Source organism: Streptosporangium sp. NPDC020145, assembly GCF_040631275.1.
In the GTDB taxonomy this organism is placed as follows: Bacteria; Actinomycetota; Actinomycetes; order Streptosporangiales; family Streptosporangiaceae; genus Streptosporangium.
On record NZ_JBEXZT010000014.1, the window covers coordinates 35,050 to 61,866 of the forward strand.

The window sequence follows — 26,817 nt, forward strand, 5'->3', positions numbered from 1 at the left end:
ACTTCCTTCTTTCGTGCGCCAACGATCCCACCGTAGGGGAAACCCGGAAATCCGGGCGTTCACTCGACGTCGGAGATCCCGGTGATCCCGGTGATGCGGTGCAGGGCGAAGCGGTGCACCGCCGCCCGGGTCTCGTCGTAGGCGGTGAGGTAACCCCCCTCCATCCGGGCGGGTTCGAGAATCCTGCTGGTCGCGTTGCCCTGGGAGTCGAGATAGCCGATCCAGACCTGGGACCCCTGCCGGATGGCCTCCCGCAGGGCGTTGATCGTCGCGGTCGCCGGGGAGCGCGGGACCTGCCCGGTCGGGGCGTCGACGGGCGCCCTGCGGGCCAGGTGCGCCGCGTCACCCGCCCTGACCGCCCGTACGGCCGCCGCGACGACCTCGGCCTCCGGGCCGGTGAACGTGACGACCTGACGCGGGAGGGGCTGCCCCTCGGTCCTGCGGACGTCGAGCTGCGCGATGATCACGTCACCGTCGAGCGACTCGGCGGCCGGGGCGTATCCCATCGCGCGCAGCGAGTCGACCAGCGTCCCCCGCGAGGTCTTGGAGGCGATCACGGTGGGGGCGAGCCTGCGCAGCCGCAGCGGGACGGCCCGCCGGTCGGCCATCACCTCGTCGAGCAGGGAGGAGTCGTCACACCTGATGTACGCGCTTGCCGTACCGACGCGCATGCGGCCGTGCCTGCGGGCCACGTCGGTGACCAGGTAACTCAGGGGCTGCGGCACGGGCGTCGTCGAGTGGCGCTCCAGCATGGACAGCATCTCGTCGGCGCCCTGCCCGGCGTCGAGAGCCCGCCTGATGGACTGCTCGCAGAACCGGTAGACCGTCGCGCCGCCGGTCGACTCGACGTCGGCGGCCAGCGCCAGCCAGCGCCTCAGGTCACCGGTGAGGGGACCGGGCGCCACGGCGGTCAGGTCGGCCTGCAGGAGCACGTGGTCGAGCGGCTCGGGCAGCAACGGCGCCAGGGCCAGGGCGACCGCCCCGGAACGGCCGCCGCAGGACAGCAGGGCGCGGCCGTGGCCCGCGAGCGCACCGAGACCGGTCACCCCGATCTGCTCCGCCTCACGCAGCGTGAACTCGACCAGCTGGTCGCGCCTGCCGCCGCGACGGCGCGGCTGCTCCCACGTCAGACGCCCGAGCACCGACTCAAGGCCGGGCGCGACCCCGGGGCCCGCTGCGGCGAGCAGGCCGAGCGTGGTCGCGCGCACCTCGGGGGCCGAGGAACGCCGCAGGTCGGGGTGGAGGGCGTTGAGCAGCCGGTCACGCTCGTCACGCTCGCCGATTACCCCGGGAACCCGGTCCGTGGACAGCCAGCCGGACGCCAGCGCCACCCAGCGGTCCTCGGTGCTCTTGATCCGCCAGGCGTCGTAGAGCGGGGTCGGCAGCCAGTCACCGTCGACCGAGCCGCTCGCGGCGATCAGCCCGACCGTGTGGGCCACCTCGATGACCAGCCCCGTCGCCCACTCGGGCAGGTCGAGAAGGCCGGAGGTCCGCTTCAGGTCGCGTACGGCCAGCCCTCCGCCGCGCAGCACGCCGGGCGGGTCGGCGCTCCAGCGCTCGCACAGCTCCTCGACCGCCCGCACGAAGGTGAAGGCCTGCCCCGCCGCGGTGCGGTCGACCAGCGCCTGGTCACGGCCTGCGCCGTCGAGCGGGGGCGGGACGGGTGAGAGGTCACGGTGTATCCGGCCGCCGCGCAGGAACAGGCCCACCTCGCGGGGCAGGGTGACGCTCTCGTCGCCGGTGGCGGCCAGCAGCGCGCGGGAGAGCAGCTCCTCGATCGGGGAGTGGGCGTTCGCGGCGCGCACCTGCCTGCGGGCGTTGGGCACCCGGCCGCTCGGCGGCCCCCAGGCCAGCTCGTTGAGCGCGGACCTGGCCTGCGGCGAGACGCCCTCGACGAGCCGCGCGACGACCTCACGGTCACCGAGCAGCTCGGCCAGGGCCTGCCTGGTGTCGCCGCTCTCACCACCGGCGTCCCGGATCAGCTCGGCCAGCCGCTCGGCGGGATGGTGCCTGAACGCCTCGACCGCGGGCGGGCCGAGCCCGGCGGGTGTCTCCAGGATCTCCCGCACCCCGGGGGCGGGCAGCAGGGCGTTCTGCGGGCCGTACACCAGGGCGAGGGTCCGCAGCCGCTCGACCGTCTCCTTCAGGGCGGCCCGCAGCGCCGTGGCGGTGACCCCCTCGGGCAGCGCGCGGGCCATCTGCTCGCGCAGCGCCCGCTGGTCGGCCGGGGAGGGCAGCACGACGAGCGTCTCGACGACCGAGAGCGTGAACCGGTCGAGCCGGTCGAGCACGCGCCCGACGGCGGAGGGACTGCTCGCCCGCCCCGCCAGGCCCTCGACGTGGGCGGGGACCGGCGTGATGAGTTCGGGGCGCACCGTGACCAGCGCCCGCAGCTGCTCGTCGCTCCGGTCGCGCAGCCACTCGGTGAACTCCGTGCTCATTCCGTCAATGGTAGGAGCCCTGACCGACAAAGCTAGGTTTGGGAAAGTTCGGGTTCACGTGGACATCCTTGGGCCACGGGCAGCAGGCCGAGTGCGAGGGACACCCAGGAGGTGACGAAACGCTCGCGTTCCGCCCGGCCGGGGGGTTCGCCGACGGTCTCCTCGAAGAGGAGACAGTGGACGAGGGAGCCGCCGAGCACCGCGCCGACGGAGGACCGGTCGAGGCCGGCCCCGGCGTACTCGGGCTGGGCGCACAGCCAGGAGCCGATCGCGTCGAACATCGGCTGCAGCAGCCTCGCCCGCACGACCTCGACCAGCTCGGGGAAGCGCCCGAGGTCGCGGAAGAAGACGCGGACCAGCTCGTCCTCCTCACGGATCACGGCCAGCCCCGCCTCGCACAGGCCCGTCAGCCGTTCCGTGACGGGGGCCGCGGGGTCGGCGGCGCCCATCGCGGCGACCCTGGCCTCGACCCGCACGACACGTTCGTTCACCGAGGCGGCCAGCACCTCGTACTTGGACCTGAAGTGCCGGTAGAGCCCGCCCGCGCCGGGGGACAGCCCCGCGGCTGACTCGATCTCGGCCACCGAGGTCGCCGCGTAGCCTCGCTCAGCGAACAGGCGCAGGGCCTCTTCGAGGATGCGCTCACGCGTCGATCTGGTCATCTCTGTGCAGACACCTCCACCGCGACCCTATCCAGCGAAAATACGAAGTGTGGGTTCTGCCGGGCGGGGATTTGGCATCCTGCCGGGAGCGCCGCACGGAGGACTCCATAGGGTCTTTCCGCGAGGGCCTTCGGCAGGAGAAGGCCTTTTCGTGAGAGCTCTCACGAGGGTTTCGTGGGCTCCATGGGGCTCTGTGGGAGCTCTGTGAGGCTTCGCGGGGTTTTCGCGGGCGGGAGAGGAAAGGGCGTGGGCGGGGCGATGGACGCGGTCGGGTTCGACCTGGACATGACACTGGCCGACACACGCGCGGGCATCGCCGCGGTCTACGACGAACTGGCGTCGCGCGTCGGGGTGCCCATCGACAGCGCCGTCGTGGTCTCCAGGCTCGGGCCGCCCCTGGAGTGGGAGCTGGCCAACTGGCTGCCCGCCGAACGCATCCCCGAGGCCGTCGCGCTCTACCGGGCGCTCTACCCCTCGATCGCCGTCCCGGTGACCACCCCGATGCCCGGAGCCGCCCAGGCCGTCGAGGCCGTACGGCGCGCGGGCGGCAGGGTCATCGTGGTGACGGGCAAGAACCTCCCGGACGCCCAGCGGACGGTCAGAGCCCTGGGACTCGACGTCGACGAGGTCGCCGGATCGGTCTTCGGCCCCGCGAAGGGGCCCGCGCTGGTGGCCTTCGGCGCCGCCGCGTACGTGGGGGACCACGTGGCCGACATCGAGGCGGCGAAGGCGGGCGGGGCGTTCAGCGTCGGGGTCGCGACCGGGCACCATCCGGTGGAGGAACTACGCGGCCACGGGGCGGATGTGGTGCTCGCCGATCTGACCGAGTTCGCCGAGTGGTACGGCGGTTGGCGCAGCCCAACCGTATTCGTGTAATTCAGGGCTGAATACACGGTCGCTCCCAGCCCGCGCTGGGCATAACCTACATCCATTCCTTTTCACGACAGTCTGAACGAGGTCACCCCTGTGCCGAGTGGCAAGGTCAAGTGGTACGACGCCGACAAGGGTTTCGGCTTCCTCACCCGCGACGACGGCGGTGAGGTGTTCGTGCATTCTTCCGCGCTCCCCGGTGGCGTGGAATCCCTCAAGCCGGGACAGAAGGTCGAGTTCGGCGTGGCCGAGGGGCGCCGTGGACAACAGGCGCTCTCGGTGCGTGTGATCGACCAGCCCCCGACTCTCGCCAAGACCGCCAAGCCCAAGGGCAAGCGCAAGAAGCCCGACGAGATGGTGGTCATCGTGGAAGACCTGATCAAGCTGCTGGACTCGGTGTCGATGTCCTACCAGAAGGGCAAGCACCCCGAGCCCGTGCACGCGAAGAAGATCGCCGCGGTGCTGCGCGCCGTGGCCGACGACCTGGAGGACTGACCGCCTCCCGACGGCCTGATCCGCCCGCCTCTCCCCGCGTGAGAACCGCCTCTCCCGTGTGGAGGGGCGGGCGGCGGTCCATCCGGCGGGGGTCAGCCGTGCGGATTGGTCAGCGGCTTGGTACGCCTGTCCGGCGGAGGGGCGTCACGCCGGACGACGGTGGTCGTCGTGTGGCCTGAGCCGTTCCCCACAGGGGAGGCCGGCCGCTCCTCCGGTCGCTGTTCGGTGTGTTCCTCGGGGTCTTTCCCGGGGTCCTGTTCGGGGTCCTGTTCGGGGCGGGGCCGGGCCGCCCTGGCCGCCTCGACCCTGGCGTCCCGGGCGTCCACCCTCCTGCGGCGCCGTACGAGGAGCCAGCCCAGTGAGCCGGCGAGCACGACGGCCATCACGGTCAGCCCGGCCGAGCCGTCGGTGAACAGCGAAAGCAGCAGTCCGACCAGGCCGCCGCCCACCCAGGAGACCTGGAGGAACGCCTCGACCACTCCGAAGGTGGACGAACGCACCTCCTCGCCGATCTCCCGCTGCACGATCGCGTCGAGCGCCAGCTTGCCGAGCCCCTGGGCGAACGCGGCGACCAGCGCCACGGCGACCGCGGCCCACAGGGTGAAGAAGACGGCCGCCACGACCGTGGTCACCAGTGAGAGCGCCAGCGTGAGCAGCACGATCACCTGCGGGGAGCGTCCGCGCGTCCACGAGGCGACGGCCGTACCCGTCAGGCCTCCGACGCCCGCCGCCACGGCCAGCAGGCCGATCGTGACCGGAGGGGCGAGCCCCGGCAGGTTCCTGTCCTGCACCAGGAAGAGCAGATAGAACAGCAGGAACCCCGAGTAGAGACGGACGGCCACGTTGGCCGCCATCGCCTCGGTCACCACCGGCCCGACGTTCAGCAGCGTGCGCCAGCGTGCGGGCCGCTCCTGACCCTCCTCGTCGGGGTCCCCGTCGAGCACGTCGAGGTCGGGGGAGTCGACGTGCCGCGGCAGCCGTACGGCCAGCACGCCCAGCAGCAGGAAGAGGACCAGGGCGGCGCGCAGGGTCCACTCGGCGCCGAGCCAGGCGCTGACACCCGCGCCGACCGGTACCGCCACACCCGCCGTGACCAGGGCGAACAGGGCGACCCTCGCGTTGGCCGTGACCAGCGCGATGTCGGCGGGCAGCACGTTCGGCATGATCGCCGCCCGGGAGACGCTGTAGGCCTTGGACAACACCAGCACCGCCAGCGCCGCCGGGAAGATCGTGAACACGTCACCGGGGACGATCGCGGCGGCCATCGCGAAACAGAGCAGGCCCCGGCCGAACAGGGTGCCCGCCATCACGAAGCGCCTGCCCGAACGGAACCGGTCGAGGACCGGCCCGACGAACGGCGCGACCACCACGAAGGGGATCATCGTGATCAGCAGGTAGAGGGCGACCTGCCCCCTGGCCTCGTTGACCGGCAGTTTGAACAGCGTCCCGGCCAGGGCGGCGGTGACCAGCGCGTCACCGGCGCTCTCCAGCGCGGTCAGCTCGATCAGCTGGCCGAGCCCGGTACGGCCCGCGCCCTGGGCGTGGGTCAGCCGCCGGGAGGCCGCGCCGACCCGGCGGGTCCCGCTCGCCGCCCCCCGCCCTGCGCGGACGGTCATCCGGCCTGCCCCCCGGCCCGCGCGCGCCGTCGCCCGGCCGGCGCCCACCGCGGAGCGTCCGATCCGGCGGGAGACGTCGCCTGCCGTCCTGCGTGCTTGTTCCCAGCCACCTGCCACGCATCCAGTCTTACCCATAGGGCGGATGGGATGTATGTGGCGGTCCGTCCTATCTAAGCCTTGAATGGTCAGTGAACAACGGGACAGGTTGCCGGTCGAGGGGAGAGCGCGTTACGGTCCGTTGGCGGCGACCCGGCGCGACCCCGCCCGGGGCCGGTGAAGGTGCTGTTCGCTCCGGGCATGGGTGAGAATGAACTGTGAGTCAGCGTAGCGAGCTAGGCAGTGGGGACAGCGGCCGTCAGGTCGCGAGGCCTGCGGAGGAGGACTCGTGACCCGTCCGAGAACCCGTGCCGTCGTCGTCGACGAGGCCTGCGCCGCCGCCGTCGACCTGGCCCGCTCCGCGATCGAGGAGAACGTCAGACCGGAGGAGATCGGCGACCACCTCGGCGTCGAACCCGAGGGCGACCGCGTCGTCACCCACTACTTCACCTGCCTCGACCGTGCCTACCGGGGGTGGCGCTGGGCCGTCACCGTCGTCAGGGCCTCCAGGGCGCGCAAGGTGACGGTCAGTGAGGTCGTGCTGCTGCCCGGCACCGGAGCGCTGCTGCCGCCGGAGTGGGTGCCGTGGAGCGAACGGCTGCTCCCCGGCGACCTCGGCGTCGGCGACCTGCTGCCGACCTCCGCGGACGACGTACGCCTCGCGCCCGGCTTCACCCAGACCGAGGACGACGTCGACCGACAGATGATCTTCGAGTACGGCCTCGGCAGGGCCAGGGTGCTCTCCCCGACGGGCAGGGACCGCGCCGTGCGCCGCTGGCACTCGGGTGAGTCGGGGCCGCACACCCCGCTCGCGCACGCCGCGCCCGCCCAGTGCTCGACCTGCGGCTTCTACTGGCCGCTCGCCGGTGCGCTGGGCATCGGTTTCGGGGCGTGCACCAACGAGTACGCCCCCGACGACGGCCGTGTCGTCGCCGCCGACCACGGCTGCGGCGCGCACTCCGAGGCCGCCGTGCTTCCGCACCAGGTCGAGCCGACGTCGCCGATCCTCGACGACCTCGCCTACGACATCGCAGAGGAGTCCTCGGAGACGGACCTCGCCGGCTCCGTGGACGACACCGCCGCCGAGCCGCTGGGTCACTCCTGATCCGACGTCATCACAGGCACGCCGGAAGACCCCGGCGTGCCCCGATGCGACGTGACCTGTGGGGCCCCCGACCTTTGGACTCATCGCTGTGACTGACATCTTCGGCACCGACCGAATGCGCTCCGCCGTACTCGCGGCCTGGACCGCCTCGCCCGCGAGGTTCCGCGAGGACGCCAACGCGGAGGAGGACTTCGCGCTCGGCGGTTACCGGGACCGGCTGATCGTCGAGCTCGCCCAGAACGCCGCCGACGCGGCGCTGCGCGCCGGGGTGCCCGGACGGCTGCGCCTCTCGCTGCGCGAGGGGGTGCTCTCGGCCGCCAACACCGGTGCCCCGGTCGACGCCGCCGGGATCGAGAGCCTGTCCACGCTGCGCGTCTCCAACAAGCGCGACGACTCCGGCGCCGCCGGGCGGTTCGGCGTCGGTTTCGCGGCCGTGGTCTCCGTCTGCGACGAGCCGGTGATCGGCTCACTCGGCTCCGGCGTCGTGCGCTGGTCCCGTGACCAGACCGCCGTGCTCGTGGCCGCCGAGGTCGCCCTCTCCAAGGAGTTCGCCGAGCGTGGCGGGCACGTGCCGCTGCTGCGCCTGCCCTTCCCCGCGGGGCCGGTCGAGGTGCCCAGCGGCTTCGACACCCTCGTACGGCTGCCGCTGCGCGACAAGGCCGCCGTCGACGCCGTGCGCCGCATGCTCCAGGAGACCAGCGCCGCGCTGCTGCTCGGCCTGCCCGCCCTTGAGTCCATCGAGATCGACCTTGAGGGCGAGACGCGGACGATCCTGCCCGACGGCTGGAAGGTGGTCTCCACCTCGGGACGGTTCTCCCCCGAGGAGGCCGCCGAACTGTTCGCCGACCGGCCGACCGAGGAGCGGGCCAGGCCGTACTGGCTGGTCCGCTGGGCGGTTCCCGTCGTCGGCACGGCGACGGGGCAGGAGGAGCCCAGGCCGCTGCCCGCCCGGGTGCCGCCCGTCGTGCACGCGCCGACGCCCAGCGACGAGCCGCTCGACCTGCCCGCGCTGCTGATCGCCTCGTTCCCGATGGCCACCGACCGGCGGCACGTGGCCATGGGGCCGCTGACGGACTTCCTGGTCGAGCGCGCCGCCGACGCCTACGTCGAACTGCTGTCCGGCCTCGCCCGTACCTCCAAGCTGCTCGACCTCGTCCCCGGCCTGATGGGCAAGGGCGAGCTGGACGCCCACATCCGCAGGGCCATCCTGCGCAGGCTGCCCGACGCCGCGCTGCTGCCCGCCCTCTCTCCGCCCGCCGACGCGGAGAACCGGCAGGACACGGGTGAGGAGTGGGTCGTGACCGGGCGGCAGGCGTCCGTGGTCTCCGCCCCCGGCGAGCTGCTGCGCAAGGTCGCCCCCATGGTCCCCGGCCTGCTGCCCGCGGGATGGCCGTCCAGGCACCCGGCGATCACCTCGCTCGGGGTACGGCGGGTCGAGCTTGCCGACGTGGTGGACATGCTGTCCGGCGACGTCGTCGCCGACCGGGAGCCGTCCTGGTGGCGGTCGCTGTACGAGGTCCTGCCCGCCGACGACCCCGAGGCGCTCGGCGCGCTGCCGGTGCCGCTGGCCGACGGCCGCCTGGTCAGGGGGCCGCGCGGCACGCTGCTGCTGACCGAGGGCTCCTCCCTCGACCCGGCCGTGCTCGCCCCCCTCGGGCTGCGCGTCGTCCACCCGGACGCCGCCCACCCGCTGCTGCTGCGGCTCGGCGCCGCCGAGGCCACGCCGAGGACGGTCCTTGAGGACCCGCTGACCCGTACGGCCGTCGCCGAGTCCCTGGACAGCGCGGACGCCGAGCCGGTCGCCCAGGCGGTGCTCGCCCTGGTCGACGCGGCCGGGCTGGTCGCCGGTGAGGCCCCCTGGCTGTCCAACCTGGCGCTGCGCGGCACCGACGGCGAGCTGTACCCCGCCGGTGAGCTGCTGCTGGCCGACGGCTCGCTGGCCGGGCTGCTCGACCAGGAGACCCACTTCGGCACGGCCGCCCCCGAACTCGTCGACCGGTACGGCCCGCGGGTCCTGGCCGCGGCCGGGGTGCTCGACGGCTTCGCCGTGGTCAACGACACCGACGTGATGATCGACCCCGACGACTGCGACCACGACCTGGACCGCGAGGACGAGTGGCTCGAAGCCGTGCTCGACCTGCTGCCCGAGGTGGACGTGCCGCCGGTCGCCAGGGAGTTCTCCGCGGTCCGCGACCTGGAGTACGTCGCCGACTGGCCCTCCGCGCTGGCCCTGCTCTCCCGCCCGCCGCTGCGCGCCGTACTGAACCCGCTGCGGCTGCTGGTCGCCGGCGAGGTCGTCGAGGTGCCTTCCTACACGGCGTGGTGGCTGTCCACCCACCCGGTCCTCGGCGGGCGCCGTCCCACCCAGCTGCGGCTGCCCAACGCCGACCCGCTGCTGTTCGGCCTGTACGGCGACGCCCCGGCGGTCGTGGACGAGGCGGCGCTGTCCATGATCGGCGTCCGGACGACCCTGACCGACCTGCTGGCCTCGCACGGCGGCCCCGACGAGCTGCTCGAACTGCTCGGCGACCCCTCCGTCGAGGTGGACCGGGCCCAGCTTCGTGCCCTGTGGGTGGCTCTGGCGGGGGTTGACCCGGTTCGCGTCGCCCCGCCTCGGGCGGTGCGGGCCGTGCTTGACGGGGAGATCGTCGTCGCCGACGTCGAGGACGGTCACCTGCTGTCGTCCGGGTCAGAATCGGACTCCGAACCGGATTCGGCGGCGGGGGAGCCGGTGGTCGTCGAGGCGCCCGACCTGCTGCCCCTGGTGGCCGACCGGCCGTTGGTGCTGGCGCCGTTCGACCTGGCCGAGGCGCTGTCCGAGCTGCTCGACCTGCCGCTGGCCGGGGAGGAGGCCGCCGGGGAGGTGACCTCGGAGGGCGCGGTCCGCGAGGTGCCCGCCGCCGTGCGGTCGCTGCTGCCCACGGCGCCGACGACCTACGTGGAGCACGAGAAGCTGCTCGTGGACGGGGTCGCCGCCACCTGGCGCTTCCACGAGGGCACCGTGCACGCCTCGGGGGTCGAGGGCCTGGCACGCGGGCTGGCGTGGGCGTCCGGCCAGTGGGGTGACCGGCTCGCCGTGGCGGCCCTGCTCCGTGACCCGGCCGCCGTCCCGCTGCTGCTGGCCGAGGCCGACCTCGACAGCTGGACCGCCTCGACCTGACCCCTTTTCCGGCCGGTCGTCCGGGCCGCTCAGGGTCGTCCAGGAGTGTTCAGGGGCGTTCAGGGTTTCAAGGGAGGGGGGCGGGTTCGTCCTCCTCCCGGGACGCCTTGGAGGCCCGCCGGTCGCGGCGCCGTACGAACCACAGGCCGAAGAAGCCGCCGCAGATGCCGGACACGCAGGTCCACATCCACCACTGTTGCTCGGGGGCGGGCCGTACGACCAGGAGCACGACCAGGGCGACCGCCCACAGGACGGTCCCCACGAGGATCGTGGCCGTGTCGTTGGTCCGCAGCGGTCGCAGGTCCTGCGGGCGAGGCTGGTTCACGGCTCCAGCGTAGGCGACGAGCCCTTCCCCCAGGCAAAGCCGTACGGGGTCATCCTCGACCGAGGTCCCGCAGGGCGCCGGTGGGAAGCGCGATCCACCCCTCGGAACGCGCTGTGGGAGTCTGCTCCTGAGTGGGGGCCGTCACGCGGCCCAGAGCCGCGGCGCGGGCGGTGATCGCGGCGACGACGGCGTCCGTGGCGTCGTCGGAACGTCGGCACAACTGTTCGTGCGTCCCCAGATCCAGCCAGGAGGCCGTCTCCTGGAGCTGGTCGACCAGCAGTCCGAGCGTGCCGAGGTTCGCCGCCCGCTTGTAGCCGTTGGACGTCAGTCCCCAGCACCTGAGCGACGCCGCCGGGTAGACCTCGACGACCACACCGTTCCCGGCGCGGTCGACCGGCCGTCCCCTCCGGGCCAGTTCGGCGAGCAGGGCCGCGCAGCGCATGGCGGTGTGCCCGATACGGTCGGCCGAGACGCTCAACGGCCTCTGGCCGGTCGACTCGACGACCACCCGGTCGGTGACCCGGTAGGTGAGGTCCCCGCGCCAGGTACGGCCCGCCACCTCGGCGGGCACCTCGACGTGTCCGTTCCTGTGGGCCGTGACGAAGTCGACGAACCTGTCCGGCCAGCCGAACGGGCAGTCCACCCCGGCCTTGTCCGCGCCCATGAGCGCCTCGACGATCAGATCGTCGTCCGCGCCGACCACGACCTCACGGACCCGGGCTCCGCCATCGGACCAGTCGAGCCACGCGACCGCCGTACGGACGGCTTCAGCGGCGAGGTCCACCCCAACTGTGATCACTTCCTCACGATAAGGCGCCACCGGCGTGAGGTTCGGCGCACGGCTACCCCGTGGGGCGCAGCCGTATCCGGCCACCGTGGGGCACGTGCGGGAACATGCGGTGAATTCTCATGTCGTACGGCTGTCCGCTCCATGAGACCATGCGAATCTGCCATACAAGAGTCGAAAGGCCTGCAAGCTTGGCGCTCTGCCGTCCACCTGACCATCGGCCGGCGTAGTTTCCCCCCAGGAGTTCAAGGCATGACCCGCTACACCTCTGTCACCGGTGGCGCCGTGGCCTGGAAGGCGTCGCTGTCCGCCGCCTTCGGGGCCCTTCTCGGCCGTCCGCTCGCCGGGTACGACCGCGGTGCCGAGTACGCCGCCTACTACCACGGGCACTTCTTCCACGAGACACGCATCGACAGGGACCCGATCTGGCTGAACCCGGCGATCCTGACCGGAGGCGAGCCGATCGAGGTCGGAGACCTCTACCTGTACGACATGGGGGAGCCACCCCTGCGTTTCGACGCGGGCCGTTCGCTCTTCCAGTTCTCCAGTCACGGCCTGACCGACGCCTTCGCCGCGGACCTGGCACGGGCCTGCCTCGCCCCCGACGTCGTACGGGGCGCCGACCTGGCACCGGTGCTGTGGCGTCACGACCTCGACCTCGCCGACCCGATCCTGGCGGAGAACTGGCACGTCTGCTACGCCAGGATCGCCTCGGACGGCTCGCTCCTGGACGCGATGCGGGTCGCGACCGGCATCGGCGACGGCCCCGGCAGTCTGATCCCCTTCGAGGGCAACGCCGACGAGACGTGGACCCCGGCCCTCGACGCCGTGGCCGACCCCCGGTTGCGCGCCCACCTCAGCCTGGGCTGTTGCGACGTGGCCGAGGCCGAGGGCCTGACCTACCTGGGCGCCGACGCCCCCCTCGGTCCTCTCCTTGAGGAGGGCGGCTGCTCGGTGGTCGCGGGCTGGAAGGACGGCCACGGCCAGGTGGACGTCACGGTCCTCCAACTCGGCGCCGCCGTCGCCGGTCTGTCATGACCACCAATCGATGAGGCAGACGCTGACGCTGTCCGAGTCTTCCGATTTGTACTCCGACCAGTCCGCGCCGCCCGCGTAACGAGCCCACTCGGCCTTGCTGATCTCCGCGCTGTAACGGTCGCAGGACGCCTGCTTCGGGTCGGCGACGATCTCATCGAGGCCGGTGAGGTTCCAGAAGTAGACCCCGCTGGAACCGGCCATCAGGGCGAGGTGGCCGTCGGTGCCGAGGGCCACCGATTCGACCTCCGGCATGTGCCCGTTCAGCGTGGCCAGCCGGGCCGGTTTGGCCGGGTCGGAGAGGTCCCAGAGGGTGCCGGAACCGCTCGGCCCGGCGACCAGGACGCGCTTCCCGTCGGAAGTCAGGGACATGTCGTATGTGCCGTACAGCTTGTCGAAGGACAGGTCGAGCGTGGTGTGGCGCACCGGGCGCGCTCGGTCGTTGAGATTCCAGATCTCGATCTGCCCCGCCCTCTGGACGAGGACGACGCGCCCGTCCGCGCTCATCGCCGTCCTCGTCGCGCTCTGCGAGAACTTCATGGACAGGTCCAGATCCGCCGCCTTGACCGGGTGCTCGGCGGCGGAGGCGTCCCAGACCGCCACCTTGTTGTGATCGTCCACGGCGACGACGGTCCGGCCGTCCGCGCTGAGCGCGAAGTCGCGGATGGGGACGGTGTCCGATCCTGTTGCTGACAGGCGTTTCGGATGGGACCGGTCGGCCAGGTCCCACACGGTCATGACGCCGTCGTGATCGACGATCACCGCCGTACGGCCGTCGTGCGACAACGCCGCCTTTTTCACCCCGTTGGTGGACTGGGCGGTCCGGTCGGTCTCCATCGTCGCCAGCCGGACCGGTTTCGCCAGGTCGGTGAGATCCCACACGGTCGTGGTGTCGCCGTCGTCACCGGTGAGCGCGGTCCTCCCGTCGAAGGACAGCGCGGTCGTGTTCACGGATGCTCCTTCGCGCCCCTTCAACGGGGGAACCTGGTCAGGCTTTCTGATGGCCTTCGGGTCGGTCCAGGACTTGAGGTCCCAGACGTTCGCCTCGCCTCCGTCGTTGCTCAGGGCGACCCGCCCGTCGCCGCTCACCGTCACCTCGTGAGATGGCTCCTGAATGAGAGGCGAGAGAGCTCTGCCGTATGTGTCGACCAGTGTGTCGACCAGCCCCGCCCGGGTCTGCTCGTCGGAGTGGATCCCGACCGCGGCCGTGCCGAGCTTCCTGGCCGCGTCGAAGTCGGTGTCGCGTAACTCCGCGGCGTGCAGCGCGAGCCCGTGCGCCAGCGTGACGCGCTCCTGGTTTGAGACCCTTTCGTACGTGCGTTGCCATACGAGCCCGCCAACGACCAGGAGGACGACGAGGAGCCAGGCGAACGCGATTGCGAAAGTCCTCCAACGAGCATTCACCTGTTGAGCCCCAACCGGACCGCTCATCTCGACTCCACATCATTCGGCGTGCGGCTTTCGTGAAAGCCTTCATGAAAAGGATCATGCTCTGATGTGGACCTTAGACTCTGGGGTCTGGTGATTCCACCTTTCCTGTGGCAGGAGGGTTTTCTGCGGCTGTTCGCATTCCCGTGTCGCGCACGTGACCGAACACACCCTTCGGGATTTCCGATCTGTCACTGCGCGTGAGGCGCTGGAGGGCCCTTCGCCGGTGCGGTTTCTCTCCCGCGAAAAGGACCCGGGGTCGACCGGGATATCGTGATGAGTTCTGTCTCCGGTGGCCACCGTCGGGAATATCGGCGGTCGGCCACGGATGCGGTCCCCGGCTCCAACACTTCCTTTTGATAACACTCCGTGTTCGATGATGTGCATGTGGTGATGGTGTGAAGGGGCTGGGGATCGTGAGACGGCCTGGCAGGCTCTGTACGGCTCACATCGAGAAAAGTTCGCGCGGAGGGAATCGCATGAGCGGGTATATAGTTAGCAAAGGTAATGACTTATGCTAACGAACCCTCCCAGGAAGGACCCCGTCGCGAGCCTGCGCAGCGACGCCGGTCTGGCTTCGGCACTGCGCGTGTCGCTGGCACGCTTGAACAGACGCCTTCGCAGGCAGGCAGGGGGACACTCGTTGACCCCCACCCAGGTCGCGACGCTCGTCGCGGTGGAACGGCATTCCGGGATAACCCCCGGCGAGTTGGCCGAGCACGAGAAGGTGCAACCGCCCTCGATGACGCGCGTGATCGCCGCGCTGGAAGAGCGGGGGCTGGTGTCACGCACACCGCACCCGTCCGACCGGCGGCAGGTGAGCGTGAGCGTGACCGAGCGGGGCTCGGCCCTGCTGAGGGAGGAACGCCGCCGCAAGGAGGCATGGCTGACGCAGCGGCTGAAGGAGCTGTCACCGGAGGAGAGAACCGTGCTCAGGCAGGCGGCTCCGATTCTGGAGAAGCTCAGCCGGAACTAGGCGACCCCGAGGAACCCAGGGCCTCGGCCGTCCGGCAGGACGCCGAGGCAGCCCCCGCGGCGGCCCCCGAGGTCGCCGCTGAGACCACTCAGGAAGAGGCCGCCGGGACGGTCTCCAGGCCCTCTCCTCGCAGGCGCCTCGTCGGGGTGCTCGCCGTACCCGTGCGGAAGCTCGGCACGCGGGCCCGCCGCGGGCGGATCGCGCGGGCGGCGGCGGCCAGCGAGGTGCAGGCCGTCGAGACCGGGTCCGCGCAGGAGGTCCCCGAGACGCGGGGCGGGATGTTCCGCTCGCTGCGCGTCTACAACTACCGGCTCTTCGCCATGGGCGGCGTGGTCTCCAACGTCGGCGGCTGGATGCAGCGCACCGCGCAGGACTGGCTGGTGCTCGACCTGACGAAGGGCAGCGCCACCGCGCTCGGCGTGACCACCGCGCTGCAGTTCCTGCCGCAGCTGCTGTTCGGGCTGTGGGGCGGGATGATCGCCGACCGCTACCCGAAGCGGCCGGTGCTGATCGCCGCCCAGTCGATCATGGGTCTGCTCGCGCTCACGCTGGGCGTGCTGACCCTGACGGGGAACGCGCAGGTCTGGCACGTCTACGTGATGGCCTTCGCGCTCGGTCTCGTGCTGTGCGTCGAGGTGCCGACCAGGCAGTCGTTCGTGGTCGAGATGGTCGGCCGCAAGGACCTGCCGAACGCCATCGCGCTGAACGCCTCCAGCTTCAACCTGGCCCGCGTGGTCGGCCCCGCCCTCGCGGGTGTGCTGATCTACGCGCTCGGCGGCACCGGCCCGATCTTCGTGCTCAACGCCCTGTCCTTCCTCGCCGTGCTCGGCGGGCTGGCGCTGATGCGGACCTCGGAGCTGACCACGCCGGAACCGGTGGCCAGGGCCAAGGGGCAACTCCGTGAGGGGCTGCGCTACGTCATGGAACGCCCTGACCTGCTGTTGCCCGTCCTGCTCGTCGGGTTCGTCTCGCTGTGCGCGCAGTCGTTCTCGATGTCGATAGCGCTGATGGCCCGCGAGGTCTTCGGCGCCGGTGCCTCGTCCTTCGGACTGGCCTCCAGCATGTTCGCCGTCGGCGCGCTCGTCGGCGCCCTCATGGCGGCCCGGCGCGTACGGCCGAGCAGGAAACTGCTGATCGGCGGCGCGCTGTCGTTCGGCCTGTTCCAGGTCGTCACCGGACTGGCCCCGTGGTACCCGCTCTACCTGCTCCTGCTCGTCCCCGCGGGCGTCGCGCTGATCTCGGTCAACACGACCGCGAACACCAGCGTGCAGCTCGCGGCCTCTCCCGAGATGCGCGGCCGGGTGATGGGCATCTACGTACTGGTGTTCACCGGAGGTGCCCCGATCGGCGCTCCAGTGCTCGGCTGGATCGCCGAACTGGGCGGCCCCCGCACGGGCGTCGCGGTCGGCGGGGTCCTCACGATGCTCGGTGTCGGCGCGGCGATAATGCTGACCAAGGCGATCGGCAGGAGGTCCCGTGCGGTTGTTCGTGGGGGTGCTGCCGCCCCGGCGGGCGTGTGACGAACTGGCCCGCGCGCTGCGTCCCCTCAGGGGGGCGTGGCCCGAGCTGCGCTGGGTCGACCCCGCCAACTGGCACCTGACCCTGGCGTTCCTGGGCGAGGTGCCGCCGGAGGTGCTGCCGGAGCTGGAGACGAGGCTCGCCCGCGCCGCCTCGCGCCACGCGTCGATGACGCTGGCGCTGACCGGCGCGGGCGCCTTTCCCTCCGTCCGCCGGGCCAGGATCCTCTGGTCCGGACTGTCCGGCGCCCACCTCCCGCTCACCCGCCTGGCCGACTCCGTGACGGCGGGGGCGCGGCGGGCGGGAGCCGTACGGGTCGACGACCGCAAGCGCTTCAGAGCGCACCTGACCCTGGCCAGGACACGCGCGGAGACCGACGTGAGCGACCTGGTCGAGGCACTCGGACCCTTCGCCGGAACCCCGTGGGAGGTGGGCACCGTGCACCTGGTGAGAAGCCACCTGGGATCCCCGGTCCGCTACGAGACACTCGCGGAGTACGCCCTGGCATCCCCGGCACCCGGTGAGCGGAGCTGAGCGCCGGAGCCTGGCTCGTTCCCGTCGCCGGCTCCTGCCCGTGGTGCTCGCGGTGCTCGTGCTTCTCGGGACCCCGCTCTTCTGAGGTCCCCGCGTGCCCGGCTCAGCACCCCTGGGAAAGGGGTGCTCCGCCCGCCATGACTAACAGCTCAGGCCCCGAATGAAGCCGTCCGCCTGGCCGACGCCGTGACCGGCGGCCCAGCCGCCGGCGTTCCACCAGTAGTCCAGGTAGAAGCCTCCGCCCGCGGGGACCAGGTAGAGGGCCGTTCGTCCGGGGGCTGAGTAGACCCACGTGTCCTGCTGCACGTGGCAGAGCATCTGCGCGTGCGCCGGCGTGACGCCGACCAGGGTGGCCGCGGCGACGGCGGCCGCGAGAGTGAGGGCGATCCGCTTCGGGGTGGAGATCATCGCGGTGCGCAAGGTGAGAGCCTCCGGGGTTCCGAAAAAGAGAGCCTGGCCAGGGCTTTTATTTAGGAAACTTTCCTGTCTGGAACATACCTGACCAGCCGCGCACGTCAAGGGGCCCCGGACCGGTGATCCTTCCGGCACTCCGGGGCGTCGACCTCCTGCCGCGCTTCGCCGCCTTCTCCACCGGAATCCCGGGCCCGTGGTCCGCTACGAGACGCGTGAGACGCCCTGGCGGCGTCGGCACCCGGTGGGCGGAGCTAAGCTCCAGAGCGTGGACCGTCCCCGTCGCTGGCTCCTGCCCGTGGTGCTCACCCTGCTCGTACTCCTCGTGGTGATCGGCGCCCTCGTCACCTGATGCCGTGATCGGCTCGCAGGCGGCAGGCCAGCCGCCGGGGAGGGGGAGGGCCCCCTCGCCCGGGGTCAGGGGTTTCTACCAGGCGTAGTCCTCCGGGGCCGTCTTGTGGCCGGGGAAGATCTCGTTGAGGGTGGCCAGGGCCTTGTCGTCGAGGTTGATCTCCAGGGCCCTCGTGGTGCCGTCGAGCTGCTCGTGGGTGCGCGGGCCGATGATCGGGGCGGTGACGACCTTCTGGTGGAGCAGCCAGGCCAGGCCGACGTTGGCCGGGTCCTCGCCGAGCTCCTCGCAGAACGCCTCGTAGCGCTCGATCTTGGCGCGGTGCTTGTTCAGCTCCTCGACCATGCGCTCCGACGCGGAACGGCCCTTGTCGATCTTCTTGAGGATGCCGCCGAGCAGGCCGCCCGCCAGCGGGCTCCACGGGATCAGGCCCAGGCCGTAGTCCTCGCACGCGGGGATGACCTCAAGCTCGGGGGCGCGGACGATCAGGTTGTAGTGCGACTGCTCGGAGACGAGGCCGAGCGTGTTACGGCGGGCGGCGGCCTCCTGGGCCTTGGCGATGTGCCAGCCCGCGAAGTTGGACGACCCGACATACAGGATCTTGCCCTGCTGCTTCAGGACGTCCATCGCCTCCCAGAACTCCTCGAAGGGGGTGTTCCTGTCGATGTGGTGGGCCTGGTAGACGTCGATGTAGTCGGTCTGGAGCCGCTTCAGCGACGCCTCGGCCGCGCGGCGGATGTTCAGCGCGGAGAGCAGGTTCTCGTTGGGCCAGTCGCCCATCGCGCCGTAGAGCTTGGTGGCGATGACCGTCTTCTCACGACGGCCACCTCCCTGGGCGAACCACCGGCCGATGATGTTCTCGGTGATGCCCTCGCCCTGCTTCCAGCCGTAGACGTTGGCTGTGTCGAAGAAGTTGACACCCAGCTCGTGGGCGTGATCCATGATCGCGAAGGAGTCTTCCTCCGAGGTCAGGGGACCGAAGTTCATGGTGCCCAGGCAGAGGCGGCTGACCTTCAGGCCGGTACGGCCAAGCTGCGTGTATTCCATATGTCCACCCTAGGCACCTGGAGTGCGCTCCAGGCGAGACCTTGATCCGTGTCTCCCCCCGATCCGGTGCCCCACAGGGCATGATGGCGGGATGGGGAGTAGACCGGGGTATGTGGTGATTCGCGTGCTGGCCGCCGCCGTCCTGGCCGGGGCGACGCTGGCGCCGGGACTCGCGGCGGCGGACACGGACGAGGAGGGGCACCGGCTGTTCACCTTCAAGGACAGCCGGATCACCGAGTCGAGCGGGCTGGCCGTCTCGCCGACGCACCCGGACATCTACTACACCCACAACGACAGCTCCGACGGGCCGATCTTCTTCGCGGTCGGCGCGGACGGGCGCACCAGGGCGAAGTTCACCCTCCAGGGCGGGTCGGCCCGTGACTGGGAGGCGATGGCGGTCTCCAAGGACCCGAAGACCGGGCGGGGAGTGCTCTGGTTCGCCGACATCGGCGACAACTTCGACGGGGCGTGGCCCGACGTCTCGGTGTACCGGGTCCCCGAGCCGGCCACGATGCGCGACGCGGTGATCCCCGCGACGCGCTACCGGTTCAAGTACGAGGACGGCGGCCACAACGCGGAAGGGATCATGGTCAATCCGACCACCGGCCGCCTGTACGTGGTGAGCAAGGCGTTCGTCGGGGCGGTCTACGCGGCGCCGAAACGGCTGCGCACCGACAGGACCAACGTGCTGCGCAAGGTCGGCTCCGCCCCCATCATGGCCACCGACGCCGCCTACGCGCCCGACGGGTCGAGCTACGTGATCCGCACCTACTTCTCGGCGACCGTGTACCGCCCGTCGGGGGACCAGATCGCCCGGTTGTCGATGCCGCAGCTCGAACAGGCCGAGTCGATCACCTACACGCCGGACGGCAAGGCGGTGCTGACCGGCAGCGAGGGCAGGAACAGCCCCGTCTACCGGGTGCCGCTGCCCGAACGTGTCCTGCGGGAGACGGCACCCTCCTCGGCGCCGACCCCGACCGGTCAGGCCGCTCAGGCTGTGAAGCCCACGCTCGTCGCCGACGCGCGGGAGGCCGACGACCGTGAGGCGGGGGTGCCGGGCACGGCCGTGGCGCTCTGGCTGGCGGCGGCGGCTGGCGCGACCGGTCTGATCACCTTCATCGCGCGCCGCGTCCGATAAGTACCTAAACGAGATTGAGTACGGCTCCGCAAGCGGTTCGCAACCTGGGCTGGGCATCCTTCGTGTCATGCACGACCAGACAAGGCCCGGCTGCCCCGGGTGCGGCCTGCCCGTCACGGGAGCCTTCGAGCGCTGCCCGCGCTGCGCGCTGACGCTGAAAGGGCCCGCGGCGGCCGAACTGTGGCGGCTCGATGTGGAGTTGGCCGGGCTGCGGGCCAGGCAGACGACCCTGCTGGCCCGCAGGAACCACCTGCTCACCCTGCTGCGCGCGGAGAGCGCCCGCCCCGCGGCTCCGGTGGGACCCGGGGCCCCGGTGGGGCCCGCCGCTCCTGTGGGGTTCGCGGCTCCTGCGGGGTTCGCGGGGGAGGCCGCTCCCCGCAGGGACTTCTCCCCCAAGGCGGTGCAGAACCTGCTGCTCACCCTCGGCGGGCTGCTGCTGATCGTCGCGGCCGTGGTGTTCACCGTGGTCAGCTGGGGGCACATCGGCATCGGCGGACGAGCCGCCATCCTGGCCGGGGTCACCGCCCTCACCCTCGCCGCGCCGAGGTTCCTCACGAGCAGGAAACTGGACGCGACCGCGGAGACGATCGCGATGTTCGGCGTCGCGCTGCTCCTGCTGGACGGCTACGCGGCCCGGCAGGCGGGGTTGTTCGGCGCGGACGGCCCGCAGGCGCGCCACTACGTCGCCGCGCTGGTCGGACTGGTCGCGTTGTCCATGGCGGGATACTCCCGGCTGCTGCCGTTGCGGCTGCCGCTCCCCGTGGCCGTCGTGTTCGCCCAGATCCCGCTGCCGTTGCTCGCGTTCGACATGACGGCGCCGTGGTTCACCGCCTCTCTGGCGGCGGACGCCGCACTCGACGCCGCCCTCCTGCTGCTGCTCAGGACATCGGAGGGGAAGACGAAGAACGGGTGGGCGACGGCCAGGGTCTGCTTCGGGGTGACGTGGACGCTGGGCGTGCTCTACGGACTCCTGGACTCGGTGCTGGAGTTCACCGGTGGGGGATCGGCCGTCGCCCTGGTCAGGGGCGTGCTGCTCGTCGCCCTGGCCGCCCTCGGACTCGTCGTCGCCGGGCGGGCCGGACGGATCGCGCTCGGGTTCCTCACCGCCGGGTCGGCGCTCGCGCTGACCATGGGCCTGGCCGCCCCGGTCTGGCCGTCGCTGCCCTCCGGGTGGCGGGGCGTGCCGTACACCCTGGGGGCGCTCGTGGCCGTCGCGGTCGCGCTGTACCTGCCGGGCCTGAACGCGCGGATCCGCCGGGCCGGTGCCGTCTCGGCGGGGGCCGTGGCAGGGCTCACGGCGCTGCCCGTCGTGCCCTGGGTCGCCGCCGAGGTGCTCATGCCGTTCGGGCTGCTGGAGCGGGTGTGGGCGTGGCCCGCCGTCCTCGACGACGGGTGGGCCGGGCCGCTCGCCTCCGCCGCGGTCGTTCCCGCCCTGCTGGCCACGGCCCTGGCGGTGGCGGCCGCGCGGTGGCCGGTCACCGGTCCTCGCGGGGAGAAAACCCGGCGGTCGCTGGGCCTGTGCGCCGTGGTGACGGGTGCGGTCGCGGTGCTCGCCGTTCCCGGTGCCTTCGCGCTCGGCCGCCCGGCCGCCCTCGTCGTCCCGTCGGCCCTGGCCGTGGCGCTCGTGGCCCGCATGACCCTGACGGGCGGAGCGTGGTGGGCGCGGGCCCTCGCGGCGACAGCCGTACCGGTGACGCTGATCGGTGTCGTCACCGCGCTCGCCGGGCGGACCGAGACGTACGCCGCACTGGCCGCGGCGCTGGTGGCGTGGGCCGTGGCGACGGTCGCGGGCCGGGAGCCGGGGGTACGGGCCGTCGCGCTGGTCATGGCGGTGCTCTCGGCGACCGGCCTGATCTGGGCGGTCGCGGTGGGGACGGGCCTGCAGCCGGCGGCCGAGGGCCTCGCGCTCGCCCTGGCGGCCGGCTCCGTGCTCGCGGTGGCCGCCTGCCTGGTGTACGGCGCCGCCGTCACTCCGGAGGCTGTCATCCCGGAGGCCGCCACTTCGGAAGCCGTCGAGGAGGCGCCTTCCGACTCCGAGGAGGACGGCGCCAAGGAGGAGCCCAAGGGCGGGAGTCCGGTGGTCCGGCGTGACCCCAGGTGGGGGGCCGGGCTGGGGCTGGGGGCGACACTCGGCGCGTGCGCGGTGTCGTCGATCGCCGTTCCCCTCGCCGGGATCGTCGGCTTCTACCGCCCGTTGTTCTTCCCGTGGACGGGGCAGCGGTTCCTGCCGGCTCACCTTCCGATCCTCGTGGTGGTCGCGGCCCTGCTCACGGTCACGGCGGTCACGGTCTCCTGGCAGGTGGCGGGGCGCGGGACGGCGTCCAAGGCGGCCCTGGTCGCACTGCCGGTGCTCCTGGCGACGCTGCCGCTCTCGGTCGGCCTGCCGTACCCGGTGGAGGTCGGGCTGTTCGTCGTGGGGCTGGGGCCCGCGGCGTGGGCGGCGGCGCGTGGCCGTACCGGGTGGAGGTTCGGCGCGGTGACCGGACTGTGGACGGCGTCGCTGGCGCTCTCCTGGTCGCTCGTCGCCCAGACCGCCACGCTGGTCACGCTGCCGGTCGTGGCACTGGTCGCGGCGGCGACCGCGTTCCTCGGGCGGGAGCGGTGGGTGCGGGCAGGGGGCGCCTGTACGGCGACGCTGCTCGCCGGGGCGCAGGCGCTGGCCGTGGGCCTGGCGCTCGGCTGGCCCGCGCGGACGGCGGCGTTCGGCGTGCTCGCCGTGGCCTGCGTCGCGGCGGCCGTCGCGGGCCGCTTCAGAAAGGAGACGTTCGCGGCCGGGACGGAGGCGGCCGGATACGCCCTGGCCCTGGCCGGTCTGGCGCTCGCCGCCGACGGCCTCGCGACGGCCTCGCTGGCCTGCGCCGTCGCCGGGGTGATGATGACCGGTACGGCGTTGCGTCCCGACCGGCGCCGGGCGGGATACGTGGGGACGGCCCTGCTGCTCACGGCCTCCTGGCTGCGGCTGCTGGCCTCGGACATCACGGTGGCCGAGGCCTACACGGTGCCGTTCTCGCTGGTCCTGCTGGGGTTCGGCTGGTGGCGGGCGCGTGGGAGGGCCCGTTCCTCCTGGCTCTCGTACGGCCCGGCCCTCGGCTCAAGCCTGCTGCCCAGCGCGGTCGCGACGCTCAACGGGACGGGATGGGTCAGGCCGTTGCTGCTCGGCACGGTCTGCCTGGTCGTTCTGCTGGTCGGGGCGCGGGCACGGCTACAGGCTCCCGCGCTGCTCGGCGGCCTCACCCTGGCCGTCGTCGTCCTGCACGAACTCTCGCCGTGGATCGCGCGGGCCATGGTGACCGTGCCGCGCTGGGTGCCGATGGCGCTGGGCGGGCTGCTGCTCGTGGTGGTCGGCGCGACCTACGAGGCACGGCTACGGGACGTGCGCAGGCTGCGGGCGATGGTCGGCCGGATGCGTTGACCCGGCCGACCGTCGATCACCCCCCCGGCGGGGGGTACGGCGAGCGCGGCCGGGGTCGTGACGGTGTCAGCGGTGGTGGCCTGGGTGATTCCGGTGGCCTCGGTGGTCTCGGCGCGCTCGGCTGGATCGCCGGTGGTCCCGGGGGCCGAAGCGGCCGGGGCCGTGGAGGCCGGAGTCGTGGCGGTGCCAGTGGTGGCCGGGGTGGTCGAGGTCGTGGAGGCGGCCGGAGCGGAGACGGCGGGGGTGGCCGGGGCGGAGATGACCGCGACGATCCGGCCCTTCGTGCACGAACCGTCCCGGTCACAGGCCTTGACCGGCACCTCCCAGATCGCCGGGGCCGTCGGCCTGAGCGTCACCCGGCCCTCCGAGGTGATCGACACCTGGGGGCTCGCGGCGCCGTCCAGGAGGTAGGTGATCTCGCCGCCCTCCGGGTCGGAGGAGGAGAGGCCGCCGGTCAGTTCGCTGTTCGCCGGGCCGGTCAGCAACAGGTAGGGCGAGGTCGGCGGCACGTTTCGCACGCACGGGGGCTCGCACGAGATCTCCACCGAGTCGAGAAGATTGCCCTGGTCCGGCTGGTCGCCGGCCGTGGAGATGGAGACGAACTCGAACCGGGTGACGGTCTGGCCCGGCGGGACCGAGTACCTGCCCGTGTAGTGGCCCCACCCCGCGTTGTCGTCGGCTATGTCCGAGGTGTTCTGGCCCATGGGGACCTGGGTGACCCCGCCGATCCTGAGCTGGAGGACGTCCTCGCCCGCGGAACGCCCCCGGTGCGAGAGGTGCCAGGTCAGCGTCGAGCCGGGCACGGTCCTGACGTCCTGGGAGAGGGTGGCGGTCGCCGTACCGTTGACCTCGGCGAACTGCCTGCCCGTGTCGGGCCGTACGGAGGGCACGTCCGGGCCCCAGACCTCGATGAGACCGTCATCGGCCGAGGTGCTCCACCCGGGCAGACCGGAGCGCAGGTTGCCCTGTCCGTGCAGACTGCCGGGCTCCTCGAACCCACCGTTGACCAGCTTGCACGCGGGAGCGGACCCCGGTTCCGGGGCCGGTCCCGAGACCGACCCTGAGGCCGAATCCGAGGCGGGGACCGAGGCCGGAGTCGGGACGGGCGCCGGGGACGCCGAGGCCGGGGGGACGTCGACGGCGGCCCAGGCGGTCGCACAGGTCCATGTGGTCACGCAGAGGAGGGCGGCACTCAGGCACGCCCGGGAACGCGGTCTCTCCATCTGTTCTCCCCCGATCCGAAGGACACCTGGCCGGGGGGATCAGGCGCTGAGCGGGGAAAATGCTACAGCGATCATCGCGGCCTCCCACTGAGGGACGCGCGGGTCGCGGTGCCCCGACTGGAGCGCCGCGAACGTATGGTTACGATCCCCAGCAAGGCCCAATAAGGCGCGGTAAGTCCTTCACGTCAGGAGAAGGATGGCGCTAGCTTTCGCACATGGGCGTTCCGGCGGCGATCAGGGAGGTAGGGACGTGAAGGTCGGGGTCGTCGGTGCGGGGATCGTTGGCCTGGCCGTCGCCAGGGAGCTGGCGCTGACGCACGGGGCCACGGTGACCGTCCTCGAAAAGGAGGACCGCGTCGGGGCGCACCAGACCGGCCACAACAGCGGAGTGGTCCACGCGGGCATCTACTACAAGCCGGGCTCGCTCAAGGCCGAACTCTGCCGGGACGGGATGGCCCTGCTCAGGGAGTACTGCGCCGAGCACGCCATCGCCTACGACGAGGTCGGCAAGCTCGTGATCGCCTCGACCCCCTCGGAACGCGCCGGGCTGAACGCCATCGCCGAACGGGCCCGCGAGAACGGGGTCCCCGGAATCGCCGAACTGGACGCGCTCGGGCTGCGCGAGATCGAGCCGCACGCCGTCGGGGTGGCCGCGGTGCACTCCCCGCGCACCGCCATCGCCGACTTCCCCGCGGTCGCCCGCCGTCTGGCCAAGGACGTGGAGGAGACGGGCGGCTCGGTGCTGCTGTCCCACCCGGTGCGCGCGCTGCGGGAGACCGCCCGGGGCGTCGAGGTGATCGCGGGACGGCGCAGGCTCGCCTTCGACCGCCTGGTCGTCTGCGCCGGGCTCGGCACCGACAACGTCGCCAGGATGGCGAAGGCGACGGGGAACGTGCGGATCGTGCCCTTCCGCGGTGAGTACTACGCACTGGCCGGGGCCTCGAAGGACCTGGTCAGGGGCCTGATCTATCCGGTTCCCGACCCCCGCTACCCCTTCCTGGGCGTGCACCTGACCCGCAGGATCGACGGTGAGGTGCTGGTCGGCCCCAACGCGGTCATGGCGCTGGCGCTTGAGGGCTACTCCTGGCGTGACATCGATCTCACCGACCTGCGCAGGATCCTGACCTGGAAGGGCACCAGGAAACTGGCCGCCCGCCACTGGCGCACCGGGGTCAGGGAGGTGACCGGCTCGATGCTCAAGGGCTCGTTCCTGACGGCGGCGCGCCGCTACGTCCCCGAACTGACCGGTTCCGACCTGGTCAGGACGACCGGCGGCGTACGGGCCCAGGCCGTGGCCGGTGACGGGAGCATGCTGGACGACTTCGCCGTCGACGTGCACGGCCGGGTGGCGCTGGTGAGAAACGCCCCCTCACCGGCCGCGACCTCCAGTCTTGCGATCGCCAGGCACATCGTGGGGTTAACCTCAGTATTGACCAATTAACTCCTTTTTCATGTGGGCGAGTGAAGATAAACCCGTGACCGATTCTCCCGAGGCTCGCCTCCTGATCGTCGAGGACGAGCCCAACATCCTCGAACTGCTGGCCGCCAGCCTGCGGTTCGCCGGATTCGGGGTGAACACGGCGGGCAGCGGCACCGAGGCCGTCGCCGCGGTTCAGCGTTATCGTCCCGACCTCATCGTGCTCGACGTCATGCTTCCCGACATGGACGGCTTCGACGTCGTACGGCGGTTGCGCGGCGGCGGCAGCGACACGCCCGTGCTCTTCCTGACCGCTCGCGACGCCACCGAGGACAAGATCCGTGGGCTGACGGCGGGCGGGGACGACTACGTGACCAAGCCGTTCAGCCTTGAGGAGGTCGTGGCGCGCATCAGGGCGGTGCTGCGCCGTACGGGGGCGGGGGACCTGTTCGCCAGGCCGCCCCGGCTCACCTTCGCCGACATCGAGCTCGACGAGGAGAGCCACGAGGTGTGGCGCGGAGGCAAGCCGGTCTCGCTGTCGCCGACGGAGTTCAAACTGCTGCGCTACTTCATGGTCAACGCGGGACGGGTGCTGTCGAAGGCGCAGATCCTGGACCACGTGTGGGACTACGACTTCCGGGGGGACGTCGGAATCGTCGAGTCCTACGTCTCGGTGCTCCGCAGGAAGATCGACAACGCCGATCCCCGGTTGATCCACACCCTGCGCGGCGTCGGGTACGTGCTCCGGCTGCCCCCGGGACACTGATGAGGC

General features: G+C 71.8%; 22 protein-coding genes. 13 read left to right on the plus strand and 9 right to left on the minus strand.

Going from position 1 to position 26,817, the window contains the following annotated elements; genetic code table 11:
* Window positions 1-59 precede the first annotated feature (59 nt).
* Complete coding sequence (locus tag ABZ463_RS24255; RefSeq protein WP_362779214.1) at window positions 60-2,441, minus strand: helicase C-terminal domain-containing protein; 2,382 nt, start codon at window positions 2,439-2,441, stop codon at window positions 60-62.
* Window positions 2,442-2,473: 32 nt separating this feature from the next.
* Complete coding sequence (locus ABZ463_RS24260; RefSeq protein ID WP_352014313.1) at window positions 2,474-3,103, minus strand: helix-turn-helix domain-containing protein; 630 nt, start codon at window positions 3,101-3,103, stop codon at window positions 2,474-2,476.
* Window positions 3,104-3,349: 246 nt separating this feature from the next.
* Between ABZ463_RS24260 and ABZ463_RS24265 the strand changes: the two genes are divergently transcribed.
* Together ABZ463_RS24265 and ABZ463_RS24270 are read left to right on the plus strand one after the other, a co-directional pair.
* Window positions 3,350-3,979: an HAD family hydrolase gene (locus ABZ463_RS24265; protein ID WP_352014312.1), complete on the plus strand. Its 630-nt coding sequence runs from the start codon at window positions 3,350-3,352 to the stop codon at window positions 3,977-3,979.
* A 90-nt stretch (window positions 3,980-4,069) separates the two neighbouring features.
* Complete coding sequence (locus ABZ463_RS24270) at window positions 4,070-4,468, plus strand: cold-shock protein (protein ID WP_352014311.1); 399 nt, start codon at window positions 4,070-4,072, stop codon at window positions 4,466-4,468.
* 92 nt (window positions 4,469-4,560) lie between these two features.
* On the opposite strand, the gene ABZ463_RS24275 is transcribed toward ABZ463_RS24270, so the two are convergent.
* Window positions 4,561-6,084, minus strand: a complete 1,524-nt coding sequence (locus tag ABZ463_RS24275) for an MFS transporter (protein ID WP_362779218.1) — start codon at window positions 6,082-6,084, stop codon at window positions 4,561-4,563.
* A gap of 385 nt (window positions 6,085-6,469) precedes the next feature.
* Here ABZ463_RS24275 and ABZ463_RS24280 point away from each other — a divergent pair, with 385 nt between their 5' ends.
* Window positions 6,470-7,285: a DUF3027 domain-containing protein gene (locus ABZ463_RS24280; RefSeq protein WP_352014309.1), complete on the plus strand. Its 816-nt coding sequence runs from the start codon at window positions 6,470-6,472 to the stop codon at window positions 7,283-7,285.
* Window positions 7,286-7,373: 88 nt separating this feature from the next.
* Complete coding sequence (locus tag ABZ463_RS24285; RefSeq protein WP_352014308.1) at window positions 7,374-10,445, plus strand: hypothetical protein; 3,072 nt, start codon at window positions 7,374-7,376, stop codon at window positions 10,443-10,445.
* Between the two features lie 67 nt (window positions 10,446-10,512).
* Here the strand turns inward: ABZ463_RS24285 and ABZ463_RS24290 are convergent, their stop codons facing one another.
* The gene (locus ABZ463_RS24290) at window positions 10,513-10,770 is read right to left on the minus strand and encodes a DUF2530 domain-containing protein (RefSeq protein ID WP_352014307.1); all 258 of its coding nucleotides are present in this window, start codon (window positions 10,768-10,770) and stop codon (window positions 10,513-10,515) included.
* A gap of 49 nt (window positions 10,771-10,819) precedes the next feature.
* Window positions 10,820-11,569: a DUF429 domain-containing protein gene (locus tag ABZ463_RS24295; protein WP_362779222.1), complete on the minus strand. Its 750-nt coding sequence runs from the start codon at window positions 11,567-11,569 to the stop codon at window positions 10,820-10,822.
* A gap of 240 nt (window positions 11,570-11,809) precedes the next feature.
* Here ABZ463_RS24295 and ABZ463_RS24300 point away from each other — a divergent pair, with 240 nt between their 5' ends.
* On the plus strand, window positions 11,810-12,595 hold the full coding sequence (locus tag ABZ463_RS24300) for a hypothetical protein (RefSeq protein ID WP_352014305.1): 786 nt from the start codon (window positions 11,810-11,812) through the stop codon (window positions 12,593-12,595).
* Here ABZ463_RS24300 and ABZ463_RS24305 read toward each other — a convergent pair.
* Window positions 12,590-13,996, minus strand: coding sequence for a WD40 repeat domain-containing protein (locus ABZ463_RS24305; RefSeq protein WP_362779225.1), 1,407 nt, complete (start codon window positions 13,994-13,996; stop codon window positions 12,590-12,592). The two genes, ABZ463_RS24300 and ABZ463_RS24305, sit on opposite strands and share 6 nt — an antisense overlap.
* 538 nt (window positions 13,997-14,534) lie before the next feature.
* Between ABZ463_RS24305 and ABZ463_RS24310 the strand changes: the two genes are divergently transcribed.
* The 3 genes from ABZ463_RS24310 to thpR are packed head-to-tail and all read left to right on the plus strand — an operon-like array spanning window position 14,535 to window position 17,048.
* Window positions 14,535-14,996, plus strand: a complete 462-nt coding sequence (locus ABZ463_RS24310) for a MarR family transcriptional regulator (RefSeq protein WP_362779228.1) — start codon at window positions 14,535-14,537, stop codon at window positions 14,994-14,996.
* The gene (locus ABZ463_RS24315) at window positions 14,903-16,516 is read left to right on the plus strand and encodes an MFS transporter (protein ID WP_362779231.1); all 1,614 of its coding nucleotides are present in this window, start codon (window positions 14,903-14,905) and stop codon (window positions 16,514-16,516) included. The genes ABZ463_RS24310 and ABZ463_RS24315 overlap by 94 nt, the downstream gene beginning before the upstream one ends.
* Window positions 16,473-17,048, plus strand: coding sequence for an RNA 2',3'-cyclic phosphodiesterase (thpR, locus tag ABZ463_RS24320; protein WP_362779234.1), 576 nt, complete (start codon window positions 16,473-16,475; stop codon window positions 17,046-17,048). Before ABZ463_RS24315 ends, thpR begins: the two co-directional genes overlap by 44 nt.
* Before the next feature lie 141 nt (window positions 17,049-17,189).
* Here thpR and ABZ463_RS24325 read toward each other — a convergent pair whose 3' ends face one another.
* Window positions 17,190-17,468 (minus strand): hypothetical protein, encoded by a 279-nt coding sequence (locus ABZ463_RS24325; protein WP_362779236.1) that lies wholly within the window; start codon window positions 17,466-17,468, stop codon window positions 17,190-17,192.
* Window positions 17,469-17,655: 187 nt separating this feature from the next.
* Between ABZ463_RS24325 and ABZ463_RS24330 the strand changes: the two genes are divergently transcribed.
* Complete coding sequence (locus ABZ463_RS24330; protein ID WP_362779239.1) at window positions 17,656-17,811, plus strand: hypothetical protein; 156 nt, start codon at window positions 17,656-17,658, stop codon at window positions 17,809-17,811.
* A gap of 75 nt (window positions 17,812-17,886) precedes the next feature.
* On the opposite strand, the gene ABZ463_RS24335 is transcribed toward ABZ463_RS24330, so the two are convergent.
* The gene (locus tag ABZ463_RS24335) at window positions 17,887-18,855 is read right to left on the minus strand and encodes an aldo/keto reductase (RefSeq protein WP_362779241.1); all 969 of its coding nucleotides are present in this window, start codon (window positions 18,853-18,855) and stop codon (window positions 17,887-17,889) included.
* A gap of 112 nt (window positions 18,856-18,967) precedes the next feature.
* Between ABZ463_RS24335 and ABZ463_RS24340 the strand changes: the two genes are divergently transcribed.
* Window positions 18,968-19,993, plus strand: coding sequence for a hypothetical protein (locus tag ABZ463_RS24340; RefSeq protein ID WP_362779243.1), 1,026 nt, complete (start codon window positions 18,968-18,970; stop codon window positions 19,991-19,993).
* A gap of 67 nt (window positions 19,994-20,060) precedes the next feature.
* A complete protein-coding gene (locus ABZ463_RS24345) occupies window positions 20,061-23,405 on the plus strand; it encodes a hypothetical protein (RefSeq protein ID WP_362779245.1) in 3,345 nt (1,114 codons plus the stop codon).
* Here the strand turns inward: ABZ463_RS24345 and ABZ463_RS24350 are convergent.
* Entirely contained in the window at window positions 23,345-24,580 is a 1,236-nt protein-coding gene (locus ABZ463_RS24350; protein WP_362779247.1) for a hypothetical protein, read from the minus strand. The genes ABZ463_RS24345 and ABZ463_RS24350 overlap by 61 nt on opposite strands.
* 298 nt (window positions 24,581-24,878) lie before the next feature.
* Between ABZ463_RS24350 and lhgO the strand changes: the two genes are divergently transcribed.
* Complete coding sequence (gene lhgO, locus ABZ463_RS24355; protein WP_362779249.1) at window positions 24,879-26,069, plus strand: L-2-hydroxyglutarate oxidase; 1,191 nt, start codon at window positions 24,879-24,881, stop codon at window positions 26,067-26,069.
* 34 nt (window positions 26,070-26,103) lie between these two features.
* A complete protein-coding gene (locus tag ABZ463_RS24360) occupies window positions 26,104-26,811 on the plus strand; it encodes a response regulator transcription factor (RefSeq protein WP_352014289.1) in 708 nt (235 codons plus the stop codon).
* The last annotated feature ends 6 nt before the right edge of the window (window positions 26,812-26,817 follow it).

Coding starts and splice junctions, on each gene's coding strand:
- ABZ463_RS24345 (WP_362779245.1), top strand. CDS start 20,061: ATGCACGACCAGACAAGGCCCGGCTGCCCCGGGTGCGGCCTGCCCGTC.
- ABZ463_RS24335 (WP_362779241.1), bottom strand. CDS start 18,855: ATGGAATACACGCAGCTTGGCCGTACCGGCCTGAAGGTCAGCCGCCTC.
- ABZ463_RS24275 (WP_362779218.1), bottom strand. CDS start 6,084: ATGACCGTCCGCGCAGGGCGGGGGGCGGCGAGCGGGACCCGCCGGGTC.
- ABZ463_RS24260 (WP_352014313.1), bottom strand. CDS start 3,103: ATGACCAGATCGACGCGTGAGCGCATCCTCGAAGAGGCCCTGCGCCTG.
- ABZ463_RS24315 (WP_362779231.1), top strand. CDS start 14,903: ATGGCTGACGCAGCGGCTGAAGGAGCTGTCACCGGAGGAGAGAACCGT.
- ABZ463_RS24310 (WP_362779228.1), top strand. CDS start 14,535: ATGCTAACGAACCCTCCCAGGAAGGACCCCGTCGCGAGCCTGCGCAGC.
- ABZ463_RS24300 (WP_352014305.1), top strand. CDS start 11,810: ATGACCCGCTACACCTCTGTCACCGGTGGCGCCGTGGCCTGGAAGGCG.
- ABZ463_RS24255 (WP_362779214.1), bottom strand. CDS start 2,441: ATGAGCACGGAGTTCACCGAGTGGCTGCGCGACCGGAGCGACGAGCAG.